Genomic DNA, 20,317 nt, shown 5'->3' with positions numbered 1-20,317 from the left:
CATGCCCGGCCGGGCGCAGGACCTCGCCTACGCGGCGGGCTGGCGCCTGGTGCGAGCCCTGCCGCAGCGCTGGGCGGTACGCCTGTTCGACGCGGCCGCCGACCGGATCGCGCGCCGCGACGGCGGTCCGGTCCGATTGCGGCGCAACCTCGCCCGGGTCCTCGGCGTCGACCCCGCGCAGGTTCCGCCGGAGCTGGTCCGGGCGAATCTCCGTTCCTACGCCAGGTATTGGCGGGAGGCCTTCCGATTGCCGGCGATGGATCCGTATGCACTGGCGGACACCATCGAGTCCTCGGCCACCGGACTCCACCGGGTCCGGGAGGCGTACGCCGCCGGTCACGGTGTAGTGATCGCCCTGCCGCACAGCGGGAACTGGGATCTCGCCGGTGTCTGGCTCGTCCAGCGGATCGGCACGCCGACCGTGGTCGCCGAGCGCCTGCGGCCGGAGTCGCTGTTCCAGCGATTCGTCCGCTTCCGAGAGGGGCTGGGCTTCGAGATCATCCCGCTCACCGGTGGCGACACACCCCCGTTCCGGCTGCTGAGCGACCGGCTGCGCGCAGGCGGTGTGGTGTGCCTGCTCGGTGAGCGTGACCTGTCGGGCCGGGGTGTGCCGGTGACCTTCTTCGGTGCACCGGCACGGCTACTCGCCGGTCCGGCGCGGCTCGCCATCGACACCGGCGCCCCACTGCTGCCCGTGCACTGCTGGTTCACGGCGACCGGATGGGGATTCTCGGTCGGTGACCCGATCGATACCTCCCGCGGTGTCCAGGAGGCCACCCAGGAGCTGGCCGACCGGTTCGCCGCCGGTATCGCCGCTCATCCCGCGGACTGGCACATGTTGCAGCGGGTCTGGACGGACGGATGACGGAGTGGTGTGCTGATGATCGTCTCCTGGATCTCGCCGGTGCCTTCTCCGATCGGGAAGAACGGCGCTTCGCGCATGAGGCGTTCGCTCGGCGTCCTCGGCGTAGCCGAAACCGTCGCAGAGGCGGACGGTTTCCTGCGAGCAGCCGGTTCCTGCCGGAGCGCTACACCTATCGCGTCACCCTCCGTCGCAGCACTTCGCAAGGTGCCCCACCGCGACCGCGCGGCCGGGTCGCGCGGCGGCGTCAACCGTAGGGCCGGACAATCGGCCCGGCTTCACCGGAGGGAGCGGGCGAAGCGGCCCGGTGTGGTGCCGGTCCAGCGGGTGAAGGCGTGGGTGAATGCGGACGCGTCGGCGTAGCCGAGACGGCGCGCGACCTCGTCGACCGTGGTGCCGAGAGCGAGCAGTTCCTCGGCGAGAAGGTGACGAGTTTCGGCCACCAGGCCACGGTAGGAGGTGCCTTCGGCCTCGAGACGCCGGCGTAGCGTGCGCACACTCATTCGGAGGTCGGCGGCAATATCTTCCTGTGCGGCGGTGACGCCGCGGGTGAGCAGGCCCGCGCGGACGCGGGCCGCGGTGCCGTCGCGCCGGCGCCGGCGTTGCATGATATCGGCGGCCTGCTGCTGGGCATGCGCGGCGACGTGTGGGTTCGCTTGGGGCATGGGGAGTTCCAGGATCTCCCGCGTAACAGTGAGCCGGGTGACCGGTGCGTCGAAGGTCGGGCAGACGCCGAGCAGTTCGGTGAATTGCGCGGCGTAGGCCGGTACGGGGCAGGCGAGTTCGACGGTGGTCGGTGGTACCGCCGCACCGAGTAGTTCGCGATCCAGCGTGATGAGTTCGGCCAGATCGCGTTCGAGCAGGAATTGCCGCAGCTCGGGCGGCGCCGCCGAGTAGTCCAGCGTGACCGTGGCGCCGGTGGCGGTTTCCTGGACGCGCCAGCGGGCGAAAGAGTACGCGATGTCCATATGTTCGATGCCGATACGCAACGCCTCGCCTACGGTGCGGCTCGTCATCACCGCGAACGCCCAGATACCGTGCGTGGCCAGGTGGTATCGGCGGCCCGTCGACAGGCCGAGGCCGGGGATATGCCCTAGATGCGTGACGAGGTTCTGGACCACCCGTAACTCCTGTGCCGCCCGGATCTCACCGTTCGTGTCGTCCAGGACCGACAGCGTGATACCGGAGCCGTCGAGGCATTGCGCGAGCGTGAGGCCGTGGGTGAGACCGATCTGCACCAGGATCGCGGCGCTGGTGCTGGACCGCGGCATATTCATGGGGACCGTCATGGACCTATCGTGGGCTGGATGGCCGGAAAGTACATTTTTTGGCCTTTAATGTCATGGATTGGTGGGCGCTTGGTTCCTAGCCTCGTGATACGCGACACGAATGAGGAGTGGGATATGGGTATGCGTCTCCAGGGCCTGCGGGTAGCGGTTACCGGCGGTGCGCGGGGCATCGGACGAGCCACCGCGGCGGCTCTGGCTGCGTCGGGAGCGCGGGTGGTGATCGGTGATATCGATGACGAGGCGGTCGCGGTGACGGCCGCGCAGCTCACCGACACTACAGGCGCCGAGGTGATCGGGTTCCGGCTCGACGTGCGTGATCCCGAGTCGTTCGAGAAATTCCTGGACCTGGCCGAAGCGGGGCTCGGAGGCCTGGACGTACTGGTCAACAACGCGGGCATCATGCCGACCGGATCGTTCCTCGAGGAGTCGATGGATACAGCGGACCGGCAGGTGGATATCAATCTGCGCGGGGTGATCATCGGATCGAAGTTCGCTGCCCGGCGCTTCGCCGCTCGGCGGAGCGGCCATATCGTGAACGTTGCCTCCATTCTGGGCCTGGTCGCTACGCCCGATATCGCCACCTACGCGGCAACAAAATTCGGCGTCGTCGGTCTCAGTTCGGCGTTGCATCAGGAGTTGGCGCAATTCGACGTGCGGGTCAGCACCATATGTCCGGCATTCGTCAATACACAGCTGATCGCCGGGCTCTCGCCGAACCGGATCACCCGGTTGATCGGCTTCGTCGAGCCCGAGGACGTCGCCCGCGCGGTGGTCACTGCCCTGGTTCGCCGACGGGGCGGATTGCGAGTCGTCCCGCGTATCGGCGGTTTCGCGATTGCGCTGCTCACCTCGATGCCGGAAGCGCTGCGCATCCGGGTCGGCCGGTCGCTGGGCAGTCACGACACCGTATCCAAGGCCGATATGACGCAGCGAGCCCTGTACCTCGAACGCGCCGACCGAAACTGAGGGAACGGTCGTATCCGCTGAAAAGTGTGTGGCAAGGAGTATTCAATTCATGGCACCGAACTTCGCGCGTCTGGTCACCGGGCTCGGTGACGTGGCCGAGGCGCTGCGGGCCGTCGGTCGGTTGCACCAGTGCGGCGTGATCGATCTGACGCGCCCCGATCGGGTGGCGCGGATGGCGCGTGAGAACCGGATCTACGGCCCACCGGCGGCGTTGATCATGGCGGGGGCGCGCCACTATCCACACCGGGCGGCCCTCGCCGATGAGCGTGGGGTACTGACCTACGGCGAACTCGACGCACAGTCCAATGCCCTCGCCGATGCGCTGCGGGCGCGGGCGCTGACGGCCGGGTCGGTGGTCGGGGTGCTGGCGCGTGACCATCGTGGCCTGGTCCTCGCGATCAGCGCGGCCGGTCGCGCCGGTCTGCGCCTGGCCATGATGAACACCGGGTTCGCCAAACCACAGTTCGCCGAGGTGGCCGCCCGGGAGAATGTGCGAGCCATGTTGCACGACAGTGAATTCGCCGACCTGCTCGACGCGCTGCCGCCGGCGTTGCCGCGCATCCTCACGTCGACGATGTGGCGGTTGTCGGTGTGCCCGACGAGGAGTTCGGCAAACGCTTGCGCGCCCATATCGTTCCGGCACCGGGCACTGTGGTGAGCGTCCCGGAGATCAAGGCATATGTGAAGGAGAACCTGGCCCGCTACAAGGTTCCCCGCGATGTGATCATCATGGACGAACTGCCGCGCAATGCCACCGGCAAGGTCCTGCGCCGGGTCCTCCAGGAAATGGACTGACCGCGGGTGCCACCCGCGCCATGTCACCGCGGTGGCGGGTATCGGTTTCGTCAACTGCACACTGCGCTGATGCCGGTGCCCGGCACGAGGGCAAAATTGCACTCGAACACGATGACCTGCCGACCCACGACATCGCCGCGGCCCAGCGCCCCCGGGTCCGCGCCCGTAGCGAGACCGTCTGATGTTCCCCGGGGTTTCCGGAGTTGGTGATGTTCCCCGGTTTCATGGAGTCGAGACACTGCGGATCGGGGCAAGTGGGACAGATCGGTGGCCGGTAGCGGGGGCGCGAAGGTGCTGTAGGTGCTGGCCTCCCCCCCGGCGTGCTCGCCGAGGGGTACGCGCCAGGGCACTCGTTCATCACGCGTGTCCAGGCCCGGCGTGAGGTCGAGGGCGTTCGTTCAGTAATCCACTCTTCGGTTTGAATGAACCGCACAGTGGTTTATGGTGAGTTCGTGGCCGAGGTAGAAGTGGTGACGAGCAAAACGGATGGCGGGGTGCGTAGCATCGCGAGGTCCGTCGAGGTCCTACAGTTGTTCGACGTCGAGCATCCGACGCGTACGCTGCGCGAGATCGTGGCGTCGACGGCGCTGCCGAAGACCACAGTGGTGCGGATGATCGCCACGCTGGAATCTCTCGGGCTTCTCGTCGATCAACGGGATTCGACCTACAGCTTGGGTGCGGGGTTCCTTCGGTGGGTCGATCTGGCGCAGTCGTTGTGGACGGTGGGCGCGGATGCGCGCCGCATCATGGCGCGCCTGGTCGACGAGTGCGGAGAAACCGTCAACATCTACATCCGGCAGGACTGCAGTCGGGTATCCATCGCTCAGGTCGAAGGCACTGCCACGGTGCGTAGCGTCGTGACGACCGGTGTCCCGTATTCCCTGGACACGGGGGCCTCGGCGAAGATCTTGCTTATCGATGCGCCCGAATCGGTACTTCGGCAACTGTTCGAAGGGCGCGCGGGCGGTGAGCGCACCGAACTCGCGAACGAGGTGGCCGCCGCCGCCGACGCGGGATATGCCGTCACCCACGGAGAGCGTGAACTCGGCGCGTCGGCAGTTGCGGCGCCCGTCGTATCGACTGGCGGACGGGTGATTGCGGCGTTGTCCATGGGGGGTCCCACCTCGCGCTTCACCCCCGATCGTGTGCGGCGATATGTCGACGCGGTGACCGCGGCGGCGGCAGAGATCAACCGTGTCGGTCTGGGAAGCGTGGAGGCGTTCCTGTGAACAAGGAGAACAATGTGGTGAAGGGCGATTCGAATACGACGGGCGGACTGCTCGAAGGGGTCCGTGTTCTGGATATGACGAATGTCCTCGCGGGGCCGTTCGCCGGGTATCAGCTCGCACTCATGGGAGCCGACGTTATCAAGATCGAGACTCCCGGCGCCGGGGACCTCGCGCGTCAACTCGGGGCCGACGCCGAGCTCAGTGGTGAGAACCTGGGCGTGTCGTTCCTGGCGCAGAACTCCGGAAAGCGCTCTGTCACAGTCAATCTCAAGACAAGCGGTGGTAAGGAAGTAGTCGAGAGGCTGGTTGCCTCTGCCGATGTCCTGCTGGAGAACTTCCGTCCCGGCGTCCTCGAACGCCCCGGTTTCGGCTGGGATCGGCTGCGAGCCGTCAATCCGCGCCTCGTGTACTGCGCGGTATCCGGGTTCGGTGCCTCCGGACCGATGCAGACCCGCCCGGCCTACGACCAGGTGATCCAGGGGCTGTCCGGAATCATGTCGGTCACCGGAACCCCCGATACCGCGCCGCTGCGTGTGGGTTACCCGGTGTGCGACAGCTTCGGTGGTCTGGCCGCGGCCTTCGCGGTGTCGTCGGCTCTGCTGCGTCAGCAGCGCACCGGGCAGGGGGCCTACCTCGACACCTCGATGCTCGACGCGGCACTCACCTCGATGGGCTGGGCGGTGTCCGACCATCTCATCGCCGGGCGCAACCCCACGGCGATGGGCAACGAGAATGTCACGTCGGCGCCGTCGGGAACCTTCCGCACCGCCGACGGTGCGCTCAATATCGCCGCGAACAAACAGGAGCAGTTCGAGGTCCTGTGCGATGTCCTCGATCGGCCGGAGCTCGTGACCGACCCGCGGTTCGTCACGCGCGAGGACCGCAAACGGAATCGGGATGTGCTGCGCGCCGAACTCGAGGTTGCGCTGAAGACCAAGTCGGCTGCGGAGTGGGACGAGATTCTGCTCGATACCGGTGTTCCCGCCGCGCCGGTGGTGTCGGTGCCCACCGCGCTACGTTCGGCGCAGATCGCCTATCGCGGCCTGGTCAGCACCGTGGAGTCGCCGTCGGCGGCCGGCGGTACCGTGCAGGTTCTCGGGCTTCCGACACATATCGACGGCCACGCCGTATCTCCCGTATCGCCGCCGCCGACGCTCGGGCAGCACACCGACGAAGTACTCGCCGAAACCGGATTCAGCGATGCCGATATAGCGCGACTCCGCGCGGGCCGGGCGATATGACCGGCCCGGCCGGCCGGCCCGCGCAGCTCGATTCCTTCGACGCGATCCGCGAACTTTCCGGACACCCGGGCACCTACTTCGTGAGTTTGGACGCCGCGCAGCGCGGTGGTGCGGGAACTCTCGATGCGCTGCCGTACTCGCTGCGGGTCCTCGCCGAGAACCTGCTGCGCCACGAAGACGGCAGAATGGTGACCGCCGGCCATATCCGCGCGCTGACCGAGGGCAGGCACGACGCGTCGATTCCGTTCACGCCCGGACGGATTCTGCTCCAGGACGCGTCCGGGATTCCCGTGATCGCCGACCTCGTCACCCTGCGGGAGCGTGCACTCGCGCTGGGGCTCGACCCCGCCTCCGTCTCGCCGCGGCTACCGATGGATCTCGTCGTGGACCATGCCGTGGAGCTCGACGAATCCGGAACCGCGACAGCACTCGCCGCCAATCTCGACCTCGAGTACACACGCCACACCGACCGCTATCGCTTCCTGCGGTGGGCGCAGAACCGCATCCCCGAGCTGCGCGTGATCCCCCCGGGCGTCGGGATCTGTCACCAGTTGAACCTCGAAGTGCTGGCCGAGGTGGTGGCCGCGCGCACGGACGGTGATCGCCGGGTGGCCGGCTTCGACACTCTCGTCGGCACCGACAGTCACACCACGATGATCAACGCGCTCTCGGTACTCGGATGGGGAGTGGGTGGTATCGAAGCGACCGCTGCCGCCCTCGGCCAGCCGATCCTGCTGCCGGTTCCCGAAGTGGTCGGGATCCGCTTGTCCGGACGCACCGGGCCGGGGGTTCTGGCCACCGATATCGCGTTGCGCCTCGCCGCGTTGTTGCGTTCGCACGGTGTGGTGCAGAAGATCGTCGAATTCCACGGTCCCGGGCTGGCGACGCTATCGGTTCCCGACCGCGCGACCGTCGCCAATATGGCGCCCGAGTACGGCGCGACGATGGCCTACTTTCCCGCCGACCACCGCACTCTCTCCTATCTCGACGAGTCCGGGCGTCCGAGCGACCTCGTCCGGTCCTATCTGGTGGCGCAGGGCATGCTCTACTCCGATCGGGCCGGTGACCCCGAGTACGCCGAGATCATCGAATTCGATCTGTCCCGCGTCGGGCGCACGATGGCCGGACCCGCGCGGCCGCATCAAGCCGTCGCTCCCGGCGATCTACCACCGGACCCGGCCGGTCACACCGAACTCGACGACGGCGCCATCGTCATCGCGTCCATCACGAGCTGCACCAATACGTCGAACCCACGGGCGATGGTCGCCGCGGGTCTGCTCGCGCGCAACGCGGTCCGACGTGGTATCCGCACCCCGTGGTGGGTGAAGACATCGCTCACCCCGGGATCGCGGTCGGCCGCGGACCTGCTCGCCGACAGCGGTCTGCAGGCCCCGCTCGACGAGCTCGGATTCCAGGTGGCCGGTTTCGGGTGCGGCACCTGTATGGGCAATTCCGGCCCGCTGCCGGACGCGGTGTCGGATCATCTCCGGACGAACGGGACACAGGCGGTGGCCGTCCTGTCCGGTAACCGGAACTTCCCGGGCCGTATCCATCCGGATGTCACCCAGACGTATCTGGCCTCGCCGCCGATGGTGGTGGCCGCGGCGCTCGCCGGTCGGCTCGGTATCGAACTAGGATCCGGTGCACTGTGCACCGACGCCGCCGGTGATCCGGTCACCCTGGCGGATCTGTGGCCGTCGGACGACGAGATCGATTCGGTGGTGGCCCGGTTCGGTCGGCAAGCGCTCCGACGGGCGTCGGTCACCTCGATGGCCACCGACCGGTGGCTCGGAATGGAGTACCCCGTCGGCGAGCAGTATCCGTGGGACGGCGAGACCGGATCGATCCGCCGCCCGCCCTTCACCGAACCCGAGATCACCGTGCCGATGGTGACCGGCGATATCCGTGCCGCGCGACCGTTGCTGGTTCTCGGCGACGGTGTCACCACCGATCACATCTCACCGGTCGCCCGGATCACGGCCGATTCGGCATCCGGCCGATGGCTCGCCGAACGGGGGGTGCGGCCCGCGGATTTCGGGAGCTACAGTTCGCGGCGACTGAATCACGAAGTGATGTTGCGCGGCGGGTTCGCCAATCCTCGGCTGGAAAACTGGTTGGTGCCCGAGCTGACCGGCGGGTGGACGCGGGTAGCGGCGGATGACATCGTCTCGCCGGATCCGGTCCGGGTGCATATCGCCGCAGCCGAGTACCGCGACCGGGGAGTCCCGGCCGTCGTGGTGGCGGGGCATTCCTACGGTGCCGGTTCCGCGCGTGACTGGGCGGCCAAGGTCACCCGGATGCTCGGTATCCGCGCGGTGATCGCCCGGAGCTTCGAACGGATTCACCGGACCAACCTTGTCGCGGTGGGTGTACTTCCGATCGAATGTGCCGACCTCGATCCCGCCGATATCGAACTCCGCGACGAGATCGATATCGTCGGACTCACCAGGGGAATCGACCTCGGCGGCGAAGTATCCGTCGTCGTGCGGCGCGCCGGTGCGGTACGAAGCCACTGCGGCCGGATCCGGGTCGATACCGCCATCGAGGTCGGCTGGATCGAACGCGGGGGCGTCATTCCGCATCTCCTGGACGTGGCCGGGCGCCAGATGCTCGCGTAGCAGTGAATATACGGGAGGGGCCGTCCGGATGAATTCCGGACGGCCCCTCGTCTCGATATCGCCGGTCAGACGGGCACGGCAGCCGCGTCGTACGAATACAGCCAGTCGTAGCGATCCGCGATGGGCGTGTTGCTCCACTCGCGCTCGAGGTAGGCGCGCGCGGTGTCCTCGGTCGCCAGCTCGGGGGAGTGGAACCGGCCGGTATTCGCCGTGGCCCCGCGCACCATGGCACTGGTGCGTTCGATCCGGGCCTGCTCGTACTTCACCAATGCCTCCGCCGGATCCGCGCCGTAGGTGTCCAGCGCGCGGGCCAGGACAAGCCCGTCCTCGATCGAATGCACCGCGCCCTGAGCACCAAATGGAGCGCCGAGCCGCTGTGCGCTGCGGATGTACCGCGCACCATCAGTCAGGCGATCCATATGGCGGCCCTGCCCACGCCGGGGCCCGTCTATGTCTCCGTGCCCTACGACGACTGGGAGCAGGAGGCGCCGCCGAACACGCAGTACCTCCCGCAGCGCAACGTCTCGGCCGCGGCGCAGCTCTCGGAGACGGCGGTCGCCGAGATCGCCGGACGGCTGGACGGTGCGGTGAACCCGGCGCTCGTCCTGGGACCCGATGTGGACGCCGAACGGGGCAACGATTCCGCCGTGCGGCTCGCCGACGCGCTCGGTGCACCCGTGTGGATCGCACCGTCGCCGGCGCGCTGCCCGTTCCCGACCGTCCATCCGTTGTCCCGCGGAGTGTTGCCGGCCAATGTCATGTCGATCCACGCGGCCCTCGCCGGCCACGATCTCGTCGTTGTGATCGGGGCGCCGGTCTTCCGGTATCACCATTACCGTCCGGGCCCCTTCCTCGCCGAAGGTACCCAGATGATCCACGTATCGAACGATGTGTCCGAGGTAGCCCGTGCTCCCTTCGGCGACGCGTACCTCGCCCCGATCGCGCAGACTCTCGATGTGCTGGCGGCCCGGGTCGAGCCGCGGGACCGCGGAACCACCGCGACCGCGGTGGTCCGGCAGCGTGGTGTCGACCGCGACGACGCGATGCATCCCGACACCGTATTCGGCACCCTCTCGGAGGTCGCCCCACCACGGTCGATCTACGTCAACGAATCGACCTCCACGGCCGACTCGTTCTGGTACGTCGCGGAGATGACGGCCCCCGGGTCGTTCTACTCGCCCGCCTCGGGCGGGCTGGGGTTCGGGCTCCCCGCCGCAGTCGGCATACAGCTGGCCGAGCCCGGCCGCCGCGTGGTCGCGACGATCGGTGACGGCTCCGCCAACTTCGGAATCACGGCGTTGTGGACCGCGGCCCGGTACCGCATCCCGGTGGTGTTCGTGATCCTGAACAACGGAACCTACGGCGCACTACGTCGTTTCGGGCGGATCCTCGACAGCGGTGAAACCCCGGGTCTCGACGTCCCGGGCATCGACTTCGTCAAGATCGCCGAAGGATACGGCGTCGCGGCGGAAAAGGTCACCACCGCGGCGCAGTTGAAATCCGCACTCTGCGCGGCATTCGATGCCGATGTCCCGATGCTCATCGAGGCAGCCACGTACTTCGCCTAGCAACGTATCCATACCCCCATAAGTCGTAGGGAATTCCATGAAGATCACCATCGAGAACCTGCAATTGCGGTGCGGGAGGTTCACCCCGAGAATCTGAACCTCACCCTCGGTGACGGAGAGGCGGTCGCCCTGCCCGGGTATCCGGTCGTCCCTCCCGCTCGGTCCGGGAGCGGTTCTCCTTCGATAACCGATGCGTAATGAGGGCTCATCGGCTTCGAGGGAGGACCGCTTTCGTGTGTCGTGCTACATATCCCGTAGCGACGTCCGGTACGGCCCACGGATCGGCGTCGGCGCCGATGACCTCGCACCCGAGACCGGTTGGTCGGCGGGCGAGGTCGAACCCTGGCTGCCCGCCCACACCGGTCACCATGACACGGCGGGGGCTCGTCGTGTTCACCCCACTCACCGGTGGGACTCGCGATCCGGATTGCTGCCACCGGGGCGGCCGGGTCGCGGACCAGCGGTGCCCCGCGATCGGCGGCGGGATGTCCGGTTCAGCTCTGATCAGCCCTGCCGTGGAACGTCGCGCTTTCGAAGGCAGATCCGTCGTAGCGTTGGCCGGCCGACCATGTCCATGTGCGGCAACTCGACCTCTGATCTGGCGGAACTGCCCCGGTGTCACGGTCGACTCACGAAACTGTGCGCGGTAGCGCCCCGGTTCGGGGGCGGCGCTCGGCTTCGGAAGGCCAAATGGGCCCTACCGGACCGTTTCGAGCAGACGTTCCTCGGGTTCCCTACCGGACGCATGGCTCCCGGGAATGTCGGTGGTGCCTGCACGGTTGTGAATCGGGGAGAAATCGTAGAAAGCGGGGGTGGACCCCACGGATGTGCAGGTCAACGGTGGGATAGGCTTTGTCGGTCATGAAGTCGGCTTTCCCGGGTGCTGTCAGCGGTGTGCCCACGACGGTCTACCTCGATCATGCGGCGACCACACCGATGCTGCCCGCCGCGATCGAGGCGATGTCCGCTGCCTTCGCGCAGGTCGGAAATGCGTCCTCGCTGCACGGCTCGGGCCGGTCGGCCCGCCGTCGGCTGGAGGAATCGCGCGAATCGATCGCCGCGGATCTCGGCGCCCGGCCCTCCGAGGTCATCCTCTGTTCCGGCGGCACCGAGAGCGACAACCTCGCGGTCAAGGGGATCTACTGGGCCCGGCGGGACGCCGACCCGCGATGTAACCGGATCCTGGCCGCCGCCGTCGAGCACCACGCGGTGCTCGACGCCGTGGAATGGCTGGAAAAGCACGAGGGCGCCCGGGTCACCTGGCTGCCGGTGGACGCCGAGGGAATCGTGTCCCCGGAGACGCTGCGCGCCGAACTGGCCGCGCATCCCGGCGAGGTCGCGCTGGTCACCGTGATGTGGGCCAACAACGAGGTCGGGGCGATCCAGCCGATCCGGGAGCTGGCCGAGATCGCGCGGGACGCCGGAGTGCCGATGCACAGTGACGCGGTCCAGGCCGCGGCGCAACTGCCCATCGATTTCGGCGCCGCCGGACTCGCCGCCGCGAGTTTCGCCGGGCACAAACTGGGTGGGCCGCACGGGGTCGGCGTACTGCTGCTCGGCCGCCAGGTGGGTTGTGCGCCGCTGCTACACGGCGGCGGCCACGAACGGGACCTGCGCTCGGGGACCTCGGATGTCGCGGCGGTGGCCGGGCTGGCCGCGGCCCTGCGGCAGACCGTGGCCGAGCTGCCGGCCCGGTCCGTGGAACTGTCCGGTCTGCGCGACGACCTGATCGCCGGCGTGCGGCAGGCCGTCCCGGACGCGATACTCAACGGACCCCACGACGACCGGCGGCTGCCCGGTAACGCGCATTTCACCTTCCCCGGTTGCGAAGGTGATTCGCTGCTGATGCTGCTGGACGCGGCGGGGATCGAATGTTCGACCGGTTCGGCGTGCACGGCCGGGGTGGCCTCGCCCAGCCATGTCCTGGTCGCGATGGGTGTCGGGGCGCGCGAAGCGCGGGGGTCGCTGCGGTTTTCCCTTGGACACACCTCGCAGCGGTCCGATATAGAGGCAGTACTGAAAGTACTGCCGCAGGTGGTGGAACGAGCCAGGGCCGCGGGCCTGGCCGGTGCGAGAGGAGGTGCGTAGCGTATGCGAGTGCTCGCCGCGATGAGTGGTGGAGTCGATTCCGCGGTAGCGGCGGCACGGGCCGTCGACGCCGGGCACGAGGTGGTCGGAGTGCATCTGGCGCTGTCGAGCGCGCCCGGCACGCTGCGCACCGGATCCCGCGGCTGCTGTTCGAAAGAGGACGCGGGCGACGCCCGCCGGGCCGCCGATGTGCTCGGCATCCCCTTCTACGTCTGGGATTTCGCGGACCGTTTCAAAGAAGACGTGATCGACGATTTCGTCGAGTCCTACGCGGCGGGGGAGACCCCCAACCCCTGCCTGCGCTGCAACGAGAAGATCAAGTTCTCGGCGCTGGCCGATCGGGCCGCGGCGCTCGGCTTCGACGCGGTGGCCACCGGCCATTACGCCCGGCTCGCCGACGGTGTGCTGCGCCGGGCCGTGGACGCGGACAAGGACCAGTCCTATGTTCTCGCGGTATTGACCGCCGAGCAGCTGTCACGGGCCATGTTCCCGGTGGGTGATACACCCAAGCCGCAGATCCGGGCCGAGGCGGCCGAACGAGGTCTGGCGGTCGCCGACAAACCGGACAGCCACGACATCTGCTTCATCCCGTCCGGGGACACCCGGGCGTTCCTGGGCGCGAAGATCGGGATCCGCCCCGGCGCCATCGTGGACTCGGGGGGTGCGGAACTGGGCCGGCACGAGGGCGTGCACGGATTCACCATCGGCCAGCGCAAGGGGCTGGGCCTGCCCGGACCGGGGCCGGACGGCAAACCGCGCTACGTCACCGATATCGACCCCGAGTCGGGCACCGTGCGCGTCGGCTCGGCCGACGATCTGCTGGTGTGGTCCATCGAGGCCGACCGGGCCGTCTGGACCGGTGGCGCGGCGCCCACCGAACCGCTCGACTGCGTGGTGCAGGTCCGCGCCCACGGGGGTACCGCGCCCGCGACGGCCGAGGCGGTCGGCGACGGTCTCGCGGTGCGTCTGCACGAACCGCTCGGCGGGGTCGCGCGGGGCCAGGCCGTGGTGCTGTACCGGCCCGACAGTGCGGGCGACGCGGTGCTCGGCAGCGGCACCATCAGCGCGACCGCGCGTACCGCGCCGGCGGGCGCACCACGATGAACCTGTCCGGTCTCCCGGCCGGGATCGCGACGGGAGTGGGCTCGTGGCCGGGCACCGATCCCCGGGAAGCCGCGACGGTGATCGTCGGTGAGCTGACCGGCCTGCCGCATCTGGTGGAACTACCGGCCCGCGGCGTGGGCGCCGATATGGTCGGGCGGGTTTCGGCGCTGCTCGTGGATATGCGGTTCGACACCACTCCGCGCGGCTATCGCCTGGCCGCCCGGCCGGGTTCGGTATCCCGGCGGGCGAGCGATCTGCTGCGTACCGATCTGGACGCACTGCAGGAGGCATGGGAGAACGCCGGGCTGCGCGGTTCCGGCCGCCCGGTGAAGGTACAGGCCGCCGGGCCGCTGACGCTCGCCGCGGAGGTGGAGCTGGCCGGTGGACACCGGGTGCTGACCGACCGGGGCGCGGTACGGGATCTGGCCGAATCGCTGGCCGAGGGTCTGGCCGCGCATATCGCCGAGGTCGGGTCGCGGCTCGAGGCCGAGGTGGTGCTGCAAGTGGACGAACCGTCGCTGGGCGCCGTGCTGGCCGGTTCGCTGCGCGGGGCGAGTGTGCTGAACACGGTCGCGGCCGTACCGGAACCGGAAGCGCTGGCGATCCTGGAAACAGTGCTGGCGTCCCAGGGGGTGCCCACGATGGTGCACAGTTGCGCGACTCCGCCGCCCCTGGCCTTCCTGCGGCAGACCTCCGCGGCCGCGCTGGGGTTCGATCTGGCCGTGGTATCGGGCACCGCCGGTCTGGACGCGCTGGGTGAGGCGCTGGACGGGGGCAAACAGCTGGTTCTCGGGCTCGTGCCCACCTCACGCCCCGCGACCACGCCGGCCTGGCGTGAGATCGCCGAACCGGGCGCCCGGCTGGTCGATCGGCTCGGTTTCCCGCGCGCCGATCTGGCTCGTCGGGTGACGGTGAGTCCGGCCTGCGGTCTGGCGGCGGCGCCGCTGAGCTGGGCCCGGGACGCGCTGCGCCTGGCGGTCGATACCGCGAAGGCCTTTGCGCAGGACCCGGAGTCCCTCGTCGCCGGGTGACGCCGGTGGGGCTCGAGGCACTCGAGTGGTTCCGACGGCCCTGTTCGCGGCCGCTGCCGACCCCGGTAGCAGGTATCTCGTCACCCGGACCGGCTGGGCCGGGGTGAATCGAGCGAGGACACCGCGCCGGGAAACCGGGGCGGGGGGTCGCGAAGCGCGGCACTGCCCGGCGGCCGCTATCCGCTGTCACAGGCGTGCCGGTCGTAGGGGCCTCGGTGTGCCGGGAATACCGGCCGACGTGCGGTAACAGTGCTCGGCAGTGTCGGCGGGCCGGACTACCCTGCGAGATGTGAGTGACACCGTTGGACCCATCGAACAGGACGATGTCCGCGGAGCAGCCGCTCCCGCCCCGGCCGCCGGCGAAGCGCGAGTGCGCTGGCAGGAGCTCGCCGATACGGTGCGTGAGCATCAGTTCCGCTACTACGTGCGGGACGCGCCGATCATCTCCGACGGCGAATTCGACAAGCTGTTCCAGCAGCTGCTGGCGCTGGAGGAACGCCATCCCGACCTGCGCACACCCGATTCGCCGACGCAGCTGGTGGGCGGTGGTTTCGCCACCGATTTCACCCCGGTGGACCATCTCGAGCGGATGCTGTCGCTGGACAATGTGTTCTCCGCGGCGGATATGCGGGCCTGGGCGGCCCGAGTCGAGGAGGAGACCGGCCCGGACCTGCACTATTTGTGTGAGGTCAAGATCGACGGGGTGGCGTTGAACCTGGTGTACCGCAACGGGAAACTGGAGCGCGGTGCCACCCGGGGCGACGGGCGTACGGGCGAGGACGTCACCCTCAATGCCCGCACCATCGAGGACATCCCCCGCGAACTGAACGCCGATACCGAGTTTCCGATTCCGGACCTGCTGGAAGTGCGCGGTGAGGTGTACTTCCGGCTGGAGGATTTCGAAACGCTCAATGCGGCGATCGTGGCCGAGGGTAAACCACCGTACGCCAACCCCCGCAACACCGCGGCCGGTTCGCTGCGGCAGAAGGACCCCTCGGTCACCGCGCGGCGGCGACTGCGGATGATCTGTCACGGTCTCGGGCGCACCGAAGGGTTCACGCCGCGGTCGCTGCACGAGGCCTACCGTGCGCTGGCGGCCTGGGGTCTGCCGGTCTCCGCGCACACCACGCTGGTGCACGGTGTGGACGCCGTTCTCGAACGGATCTCCTACTGGGCCGAGCACCGCCACGATATCGAGCACGAGATCGACGGCGTGGTGGTGAAGGTCGACGAACGGTCCTTGCAGCGGCGACTGGGTTCCACCTCGCGGGCTCCGCGCTGGGCGATCGCCTACAAGTACCCGCCCGAGGAGGCCACCACCACCCTGCGCAATATCGCGGTGAACGTCGGCCGGACCGGCCGGGTCACCCCGTTCGCGATGATGGAACCCGTGGTGATCGCCGGCTCCACCGTCTCCATGGCGACCCTGCACAATGCGGCCGAGGTCGTGCGTAAGGGGGTGCTGATCGGGGATACGGTGACCATCCGGAAGGCCGGGGACGTCATCCCGGAGGTGCTGGGTCCGGTGGTCGACGCCCGCACCGGCGACGAGCGGGCCTTCGTGATGCCCACCCACTGCCCCGAATGCGGGACCGAACTCGCCTACGAGAAAGAGGGCGACGCCGATATCCGCTGCCCCAACCAGCGGAGCTGTCCCGCCCAGCTGCGGGAGCGGGTGTTCCATATGGCCGGTCGCGGCGCCTTCGATATCGAGGCACTGGGTTACGAGGCGGCGATCGCGCTGCTGAAATCCGGCGCGATCACCGACGAGGGCGATCTGTTCGATCTCGACGCCGACCGGCTGCGAAATGTCGCGCTGTTCGTCAACAAGGACGGCAGCCTCTCGGCGAACGGCAACCGGTTGCTGAGCAATCTGGCCGCGGCCAAGGACCGCCCGCTGTGGCGGGTCCTGGTCGCGCTGTCCATCCGGCATGTCGGGCCGACCGCCGCGCGGGCGCTCGCGGCCGAATTCGGCAGTCTGGAACGGATCGAGCAGGCGTCGCTGGAGCAGCTGGCGGCTGCCGAGGGCGTCGGGCCGACCATCGCGACCGCCGTCGCGGAATGGTTCGCGGTCGACTGGCATCGCGCCATCGTGGAGAAATGGCGGGCCGCCGGGGTGCGGATGGAGGACGAACGCGACGAATCCATTCCGCGCACCCTCGATGGCCTGTCCATTGTGGTGACCGGTTCGCTGGAGGGCTTCTCCCGCGACGGCGCCAAGGAGGCGATCCTGTTGCGCGGGGGTAAGGCCGCGGGGTCGGTATCGAAGAAGACGGCCTTCGTCGTCGTCGGGGAATCGCCCGGGTCCAAGGCTGCCAAGGCCGAGGAACTCGGGGTGCCGATCCTGGACGAGGACGGGTTCCGCCTCCTGCTCGAATCCGGTCCGGACGCGGTCGCGGCCGGACCGGTGGCGGAGGCCGAATCGGCGGAGTAGCGGCGGCGCGGTCGGAGGACACGACCGGGTACCGATCCTGCGGGACCGGGTCCGGACACGGCAGGATGGCGGGATGTTGCGCAGTTTTCGGGTGTCCAACCACAAATCGCTGGCCGATCTACAGGAATTGCGGTTGACCCGCGGCGCGACCGCGCCGGTCGCGGTGCCGGTGACCGCGGTGCACGGGGGCCCGGCCGCCGGTAAATCCAATCTGGTCGACGCCCTGGGGCATATGCGTGACGCGGTGCTGCACTCGGTGAGCGGCTGGGATCCCTACGCGGGCCCGGTCCGGGCGCCGCATCTCGCGCTGCCCGGGCAGCCGAGCGACTTCGAGGCCGTTTTCGTGGCCGAGGGCGTGCCCTACACCTACGGTTTCCGGTTGGATGCCGCCGAGGTCGCCGCCGAATGGCTCTACAGTCATCCGCGGTCCCGCAAACGGATCGTCTTCGAGCGCGAGGGTGAGGCGATCCGGGTCGGGCCGATGTTCGAGCCGGCGCGATTCGGGATCACCGCGCTGGTGCCGCTGGTACGCCCGAACGCCCTGCTGTTGAGCCTGGCGGGGCAGATGTACGCCGAGGCGCTGGTCCCGGCCTACCGGTGGTTCGAGACCATGCTCGAGGTGGTGGCCGGTGCCGCGGATATCGACTCGATCGAACTGCGCCTGGGTTCGCATCTGTCGCGATCCACCGAGCACGCCGCCCGGCTGCTGACCCTGCTGCAATCCGCGGACCTCGGCATCACCGATCTGCTGATCGCCCAGAACGATCCCGGCTACGCCGACTACCTGCGCGACCTCGATGCCGATATCGCCGTCCTCGGAGAACAGACCGATCGTGCGGCAGGTTCGGCGGCGTATGCCGCGCAACTGGAACAGGACAGCGGTCTGAACGCCACTCGGCTGGCCCGTGAACTCACCAATATGCGTAATGCGCGCGATGCGCTCTACACCCGGATGGTCGGACGGCACGGTGTCGGACTGCGGCTCGTCCACACCGATGTGGAGCCGGTTTTCACGCTGGCCGAGGAATCCTCGGCGACCCGGGCACTGCTGCGGCTGCTACCGATACTGCTCGACTCTCTCGACGCGGGGAAAGTGCTCGTGGTCGACGATATCGGCGCGCGGCTGACGGTGGAGGAGACCGACCGGCTCGTGCAGCTGTTCCACAGCCCGGAAACCAATACGCGCGGTGCGCAACTGGTGTACACCACCGGCGATCGGGCACTGGTGGACCGGGGCAACGGCCGTTCCGCGCGTACCCGCACCAGTGTCTGGTCCGTCCGGCGTTCCGCGGGCGGTGCCAGTACTCTCGCGGTGTCCTGAAACCCGGTCGCCGCTGGGCGACGACCGGGATCCGGTTCTACTGGCTGGGTTCCGGCAGGTTGCAGCCCATCTTCGGGTTGAGGCCGACGTAATTGAGTGGACCGGCCACCACGGTCACCGCCAGCGTCGCGAAGTGGGAGCACTGCTCCGGTGGATCATTGAAATAGCCCCGTTGCCACGCGGCGACGATCCCCGCCACGAACCAGACCAGTACTACGAGGCTTGCTACTCGGCTACCCATTGCACCTGCTCGAATCGTTGATTCCGGCATGACGATCGCTTCCTTTCATGTCCGGTGGATCTGAGATACCCCGTACCGCACAACTCATGCGCGGTGCCGTCCGTCTCGCAGAAGTGATGGCCGGCGGGCCGGGCGGCCGGATTTTCGCCGCCGCAGCGGTATTCCCATGCACAAGTTCACCGGTGCGGGAGGTAGGGGCCCGGCCGCGGTGCGGCCTGTCCGGGTGCGCGGCCGGCCGACCGGATTCCATCCCGGGTCCAGGTCGTTCCGTCTGGGTGGGAAGGTATTCGGGCCCGCATGCCCGGGCGCCGGCGCGGCGACCTCCCCCTGGGAGTGGCGTACGCCACCGAATCGCGTCGCCTCGGGCGTCGCCGGCCGCCACGACGCCCCGGGGCCTAGCATGGTGGGGTGTTCGAACTGGCGATGCTGGCGATCATGGTGGCCGCACTGGTGGGAATGCTCGTGCTGGTGTTCCGCGGGCGGCGGGGCGGGCGTATGCCCGCGGACGCGGAGATCGGTTCGTTGTATCTGACGGGGGTGAGTCCGCGCCCCGAGGCGATGGGTGAGCAGTTCGTCACCGTCACCGGGAACCTGTCCGGACCGTCCGAGCCGGGAAAGGTGGTCTACGGGCGCATGGTGTGGGACGCCGCCTATTGGCCGTCGGTCGGGGACACGCTCACCGTCGCCTATCCGCCGGGTAGGCCGGATCGGTGGCGCATCGTCGAGCCGGGCACCGGCGGGTAGCTCTCCGCCGCGGGACTCAGCCCAGGACGGTGGCGACGATTCCGGCGAGGTAGCCGAGCCGCGCGATCTCCGAGGGGCGGAAATCCGGGCCGCCGGGACGGCCGAGGAGGAGCGCCTTGCTGGAGGGGCCGAGCGGCGCGGCGGCCAGTTTGGTGTCCATATCGCGCCAGATCTCGGGGACCCAGTCGGCGTTGCCGTCGAGCGCGGTGGGTTTCTGCAGCGGCATCCACGGCACCGAGGCAGCCTGGGTCTGCGGCGCGCTCTGACTGCCCACCACGCGGTAGGCGCCGTGCGTCCCCATATCCAGGACGGTGCTCCAGCCGACCCGCAGCACCCGCGGAACCCCGTCGACCAGCACCTGGAGCCGATCGTCGCGGGCGTTGGCCACATTGTCGATCAATTCGAGCTCACGGTGGGTGTCGAGCACACCGGAGTAGGGGCGGATGGAATCGACGCGCACATCGCCGAGCGATTCCGCGGCGGTGATGAGTGTGTCGGGCAGGGCGTTGGGGGCGATCTCGACGACGAGATCGTCGACCGCGTAGCCGGCACCACGCTCCACCACATCCAGGGAAAGGATATCGGCGCCGACCGTTCCCAGTGCTACGGCTAGCGACCCGAGGCTTCCCGGACGATCCGGAAGTTGCACGCGGAGCAGATAAGACACGTGCGTTTCCCTTTCCTTCTGCGGCCGAGGCTTACAACGAATACCCGGTCTGCCCATCCTTACACCCATTACCGAGGGTTATCGAGTCGAATTGTGCGCCTCGAACGGGGTCACAGGTG

General features: G+C 68.5%; 18 protein-coding genes and 1 pseudogene. 14 read left to right on the top strand and 5 right to left on the bottom strand.

Annotated features, from left to right (window positions below; all coding sequences use genetic code 11):
- The first annotated feature begins 1 nt into the window (after window position 1).
- Entirely contained in the window at window positions 2-865 is an 864-nt protein-coding gene (locus tag ACQPYS_RS21825; RefSeq protein ID WP_433490648.1) for a phosphatidylinositol mannoside acyltransferase, read from the top strand.
- Here ACQPYS_RS21825 and ACQPYS_RS21820 read toward each other — a convergent pair.
- A pseudogene (locus tag ACQPYS_RS21820) lies at window positions 817-1,006 on the bottom strand (acyl-CoA dehydrogenase family protein); the annotation flags it as partial. The gene ACQPYS_RS21825 and the pseudogene ACQPYS_RS21820 sit on opposite strands and share 49 nt — an antisense overlap.
- 134 nt (window positions 1,007-1,140) lie before the next feature.
- Window positions 1,141-2,151 (bottom strand): AraC family transcriptional regulator, encoded by a 1,011-nt coding sequence (locus ACQPYS_RS21815; RefSeq protein ID WP_433490647.1) that lies wholly within the window; start codon window positions 2,149-2,151, stop codon window positions 1,141-1,143.
- A gap of 114 nt (window positions 2,152-2,265) precedes the next feature.
- On the opposite strand from ACQPYS_RS21815, the gene ACQPYS_RS21810 reads away from it, so the two are divergent.
- The 6 genes from ACQPYS_RS21810 (at window position 2,266) to ACQPYS_RS21785 (ending at window position 9,000) form a co-directional block, all read left to right on the top strand.
- Window positions 2,266-3,117 (top strand): SDR family NAD(P)-dependent oxidoreductase, encoded by an 852-nt coding sequence (locus tag ACQPYS_RS21810; RefSeq protein WP_433490646.1) that lies wholly within the window; start codon window positions 2,266-2,268, stop codon window positions 3,115-3,117.
- A 49-nt stretch (window positions 3,118-3,166) separates the two neighbouring features.
- Window positions 3,167-3,775: an AMP-binding protein gene (locus tag ACQPYS_RS21805; RefSeq protein ID WP_433490645.1), complete on the top strand. Its 609-nt coding sequence runs from the start codon at window positions 3,167-3,169 to the stop codon at window positions 3,773-3,775.
- Window positions 3,694-3,912: an AMP-binding enzyme gene (locus ACQPYS_RS21800; RefSeq protein ID WP_433490644.1), complete on the top strand. Its 219-nt coding sequence runs from the start codon at window positions 3,694-3,696 to the stop codon at window positions 3,910-3,912. Before ACQPYS_RS21805 ends, ACQPYS_RS21800 begins: the two co-directional genes overlap by 82 nt.
- Before the next feature lie 452 nt (window positions 3,913-4,364).
- The gene (locus tag ACQPYS_RS21795) at window positions 4,365-5,141 is read left to right on the top strand and encodes an IclR family transcriptional regulator (RefSeq protein WP_433490643.1); all 777 of its coding nucleotides are present in this window, start codon (window positions 4,365-4,367) and stop codon (window positions 5,139-5,141) included.
- Entirely contained in the window at window positions 5,138-6,382 is a 1,245-nt protein-coding gene (locus tag ACQPYS_RS21790; RefSeq protein ID WP_433490642.1) for a CaiB/BaiF CoA transferase family protein, read from the top strand. Before ACQPYS_RS21795 ends, ACQPYS_RS21790 begins: the two co-directional genes overlap by 4 nt.
- The gene (locus ACQPYS_RS21785) at window positions 6,379-9,000 is read left to right on the top strand and encodes an aconitate hydratase (RefSeq protein ID WP_433490641.1); all 2,622 of its coding nucleotides are present in this window, start codon (window positions 6,379-6,381) and stop codon (window positions 8,998-9,000) included. The genes ACQPYS_RS21790 and ACQPYS_RS21785 overlap by 4 nt, the downstream gene beginning before the upstream one ends.
- 65 nt (window positions 9,001-9,065) lie before the next feature.
- On the opposite strand, the gene ACQPYS_RS21780 is transcribed toward ACQPYS_RS21785, so the two are convergent.
- On the bottom strand, window positions 9,066-9,341 hold the full coding sequence (locus tag ACQPYS_RS21780; protein ID WP_433490640.1) for a hypothetical protein: 276 nt from the start codon (window positions 9,339-9,341) through the stop codon (window positions 9,066-9,068).
- On the opposite strand from ACQPYS_RS21780, the gene mdlC reads away from it, so the two are divergent.
- The 6 genes from mdlC (at window position 9,336) to ACQPYS_RS21750 (ending at window position 18,546) form a co-directional block, all read left to right on the top strand.
- The gene (gene mdlC, locus ACQPYS_RS21775) at window positions 9,336-10,568 is read left to right on the top strand and encodes a benzoylformate decarboxylase (protein WP_433490639.1); all 1,233 of its coding nucleotides are present in this window, start codon (window positions 9,336-9,338) and stop codon (window positions 10,566-10,568) included. The genes ACQPYS_RS21780 and mdlC overlap by 6 nt on opposite strands.
- 861 nt (window positions 10,569-11,429) lie before the next feature.
- Window positions 11,430-12,656, top strand: coding sequence for a cysteine desulfurase family protein (locus tag ACQPYS_RS21770; protein WP_433490638.1), 1,227 nt, complete (start codon window positions 11,430-11,432; stop codon window positions 12,654-12,656).
- Between the two features lie 3 nt (window positions 12,657-12,659).
- Entirely contained in the window at window positions 12,660-13,760 is a 1,101-nt protein-coding gene (gene mnmA, locus ACQPYS_RS21765; RefSeq protein WP_063041484.1) for a tRNA 2-thiouridine(34) synthase MnmA, read from the top strand.
- The gene (locus ACQPYS_RS21760) at window positions 13,757-14,791 is read left to right on the top strand and encodes a methionine synthase (RefSeq protein WP_433490637.1); all 1,035 of its coding nucleotides are present in this window, start codon (window positions 13,757-13,759) and stop codon (window positions 14,789-14,791) included. The genes mnmA and ACQPYS_RS21760 overlap by 4 nt, the downstream gene beginning before the upstream one ends.
- 310 nt (window positions 14,792-15,101) lie before the next feature.
- The gene (gene ligA / locus ACQPYS_RS21755) at window positions 15,102-17,225 is read left to right on the top strand and encodes an NAD-dependent DNA ligase LigA (RefSeq protein ID WP_433493100.1); all 2,124 of its coding nucleotides are present in this window, start codon (window positions 15,102-15,104) and stop codon (window positions 17,223-17,225) included.
- 73 nt (window positions 17,226-17,298) lie between these two features.
- A complete protein-coding gene (locus ACQPYS_RS21750) occupies window positions 17,299-18,546 on the top strand; it encodes an AAA family ATPase (RefSeq protein WP_433490636.1) in 1,248 nt (415 codons plus the stop codon).
- A 37-nt stretch (window positions 18,547-18,583) separates the two neighbouring features.
- Here ACQPYS_RS21750 and ACQPYS_RS21745 read toward each other — a convergent pair whose 3' ends face one another.
- On the bottom strand, window positions 18,584-18,787 hold the full coding sequence (locus ACQPYS_RS21745; protein ID WP_063041476.1) for a hypothetical protein: 204 nt from the start codon (window positions 18,785-18,787) through the stop codon (window positions 18,584-18,586).
- Between the two features lie 408 nt (window positions 18,788-19,195).
- On the opposite strand from ACQPYS_RS21745, the gene ACQPYS_RS21740 reads away from it, so the two are divergent.
- Window positions 19,196-19,531, top strand: coding sequence for a hypothetical protein (locus ACQPYS_RS21740; RefSeq protein ID WP_373861466.1), 336 nt, complete (start codon window positions 19,196-19,198; stop codon window positions 19,529-19,531).
- A gap of 16 nt (window positions 19,532-19,547) precedes the next feature.
- Here ACQPYS_RS21740 and ACQPYS_RS21735 read toward each other — a convergent pair whose 3' ends face one another.
- Window positions 19,548-20,198, bottom strand: a complete 651-nt coding sequence (locus ACQPYS_RS21735; protein ID WP_039825984.1) for an amino acid-binding protein — start codon at window positions 20,196-20,198, stop codon at window positions 19,548-19,550.
- Window positions 20,199-20,317: the final 119 nt, after the last annotated feature.

The organism is Nocardia grenadensis (assembly GCF_050942415.1).
Lineage (GTDB): Bacteria > Actinomycetota > Actinomycetes > Mycobacteriales > Mycobacteriaceae > Nocardia > Nocardia grenadensis.
Note: the sequence above shows the minus strand (reverse complement) of the source record. Positions and strands in the feature narration are given on the sequence as shown.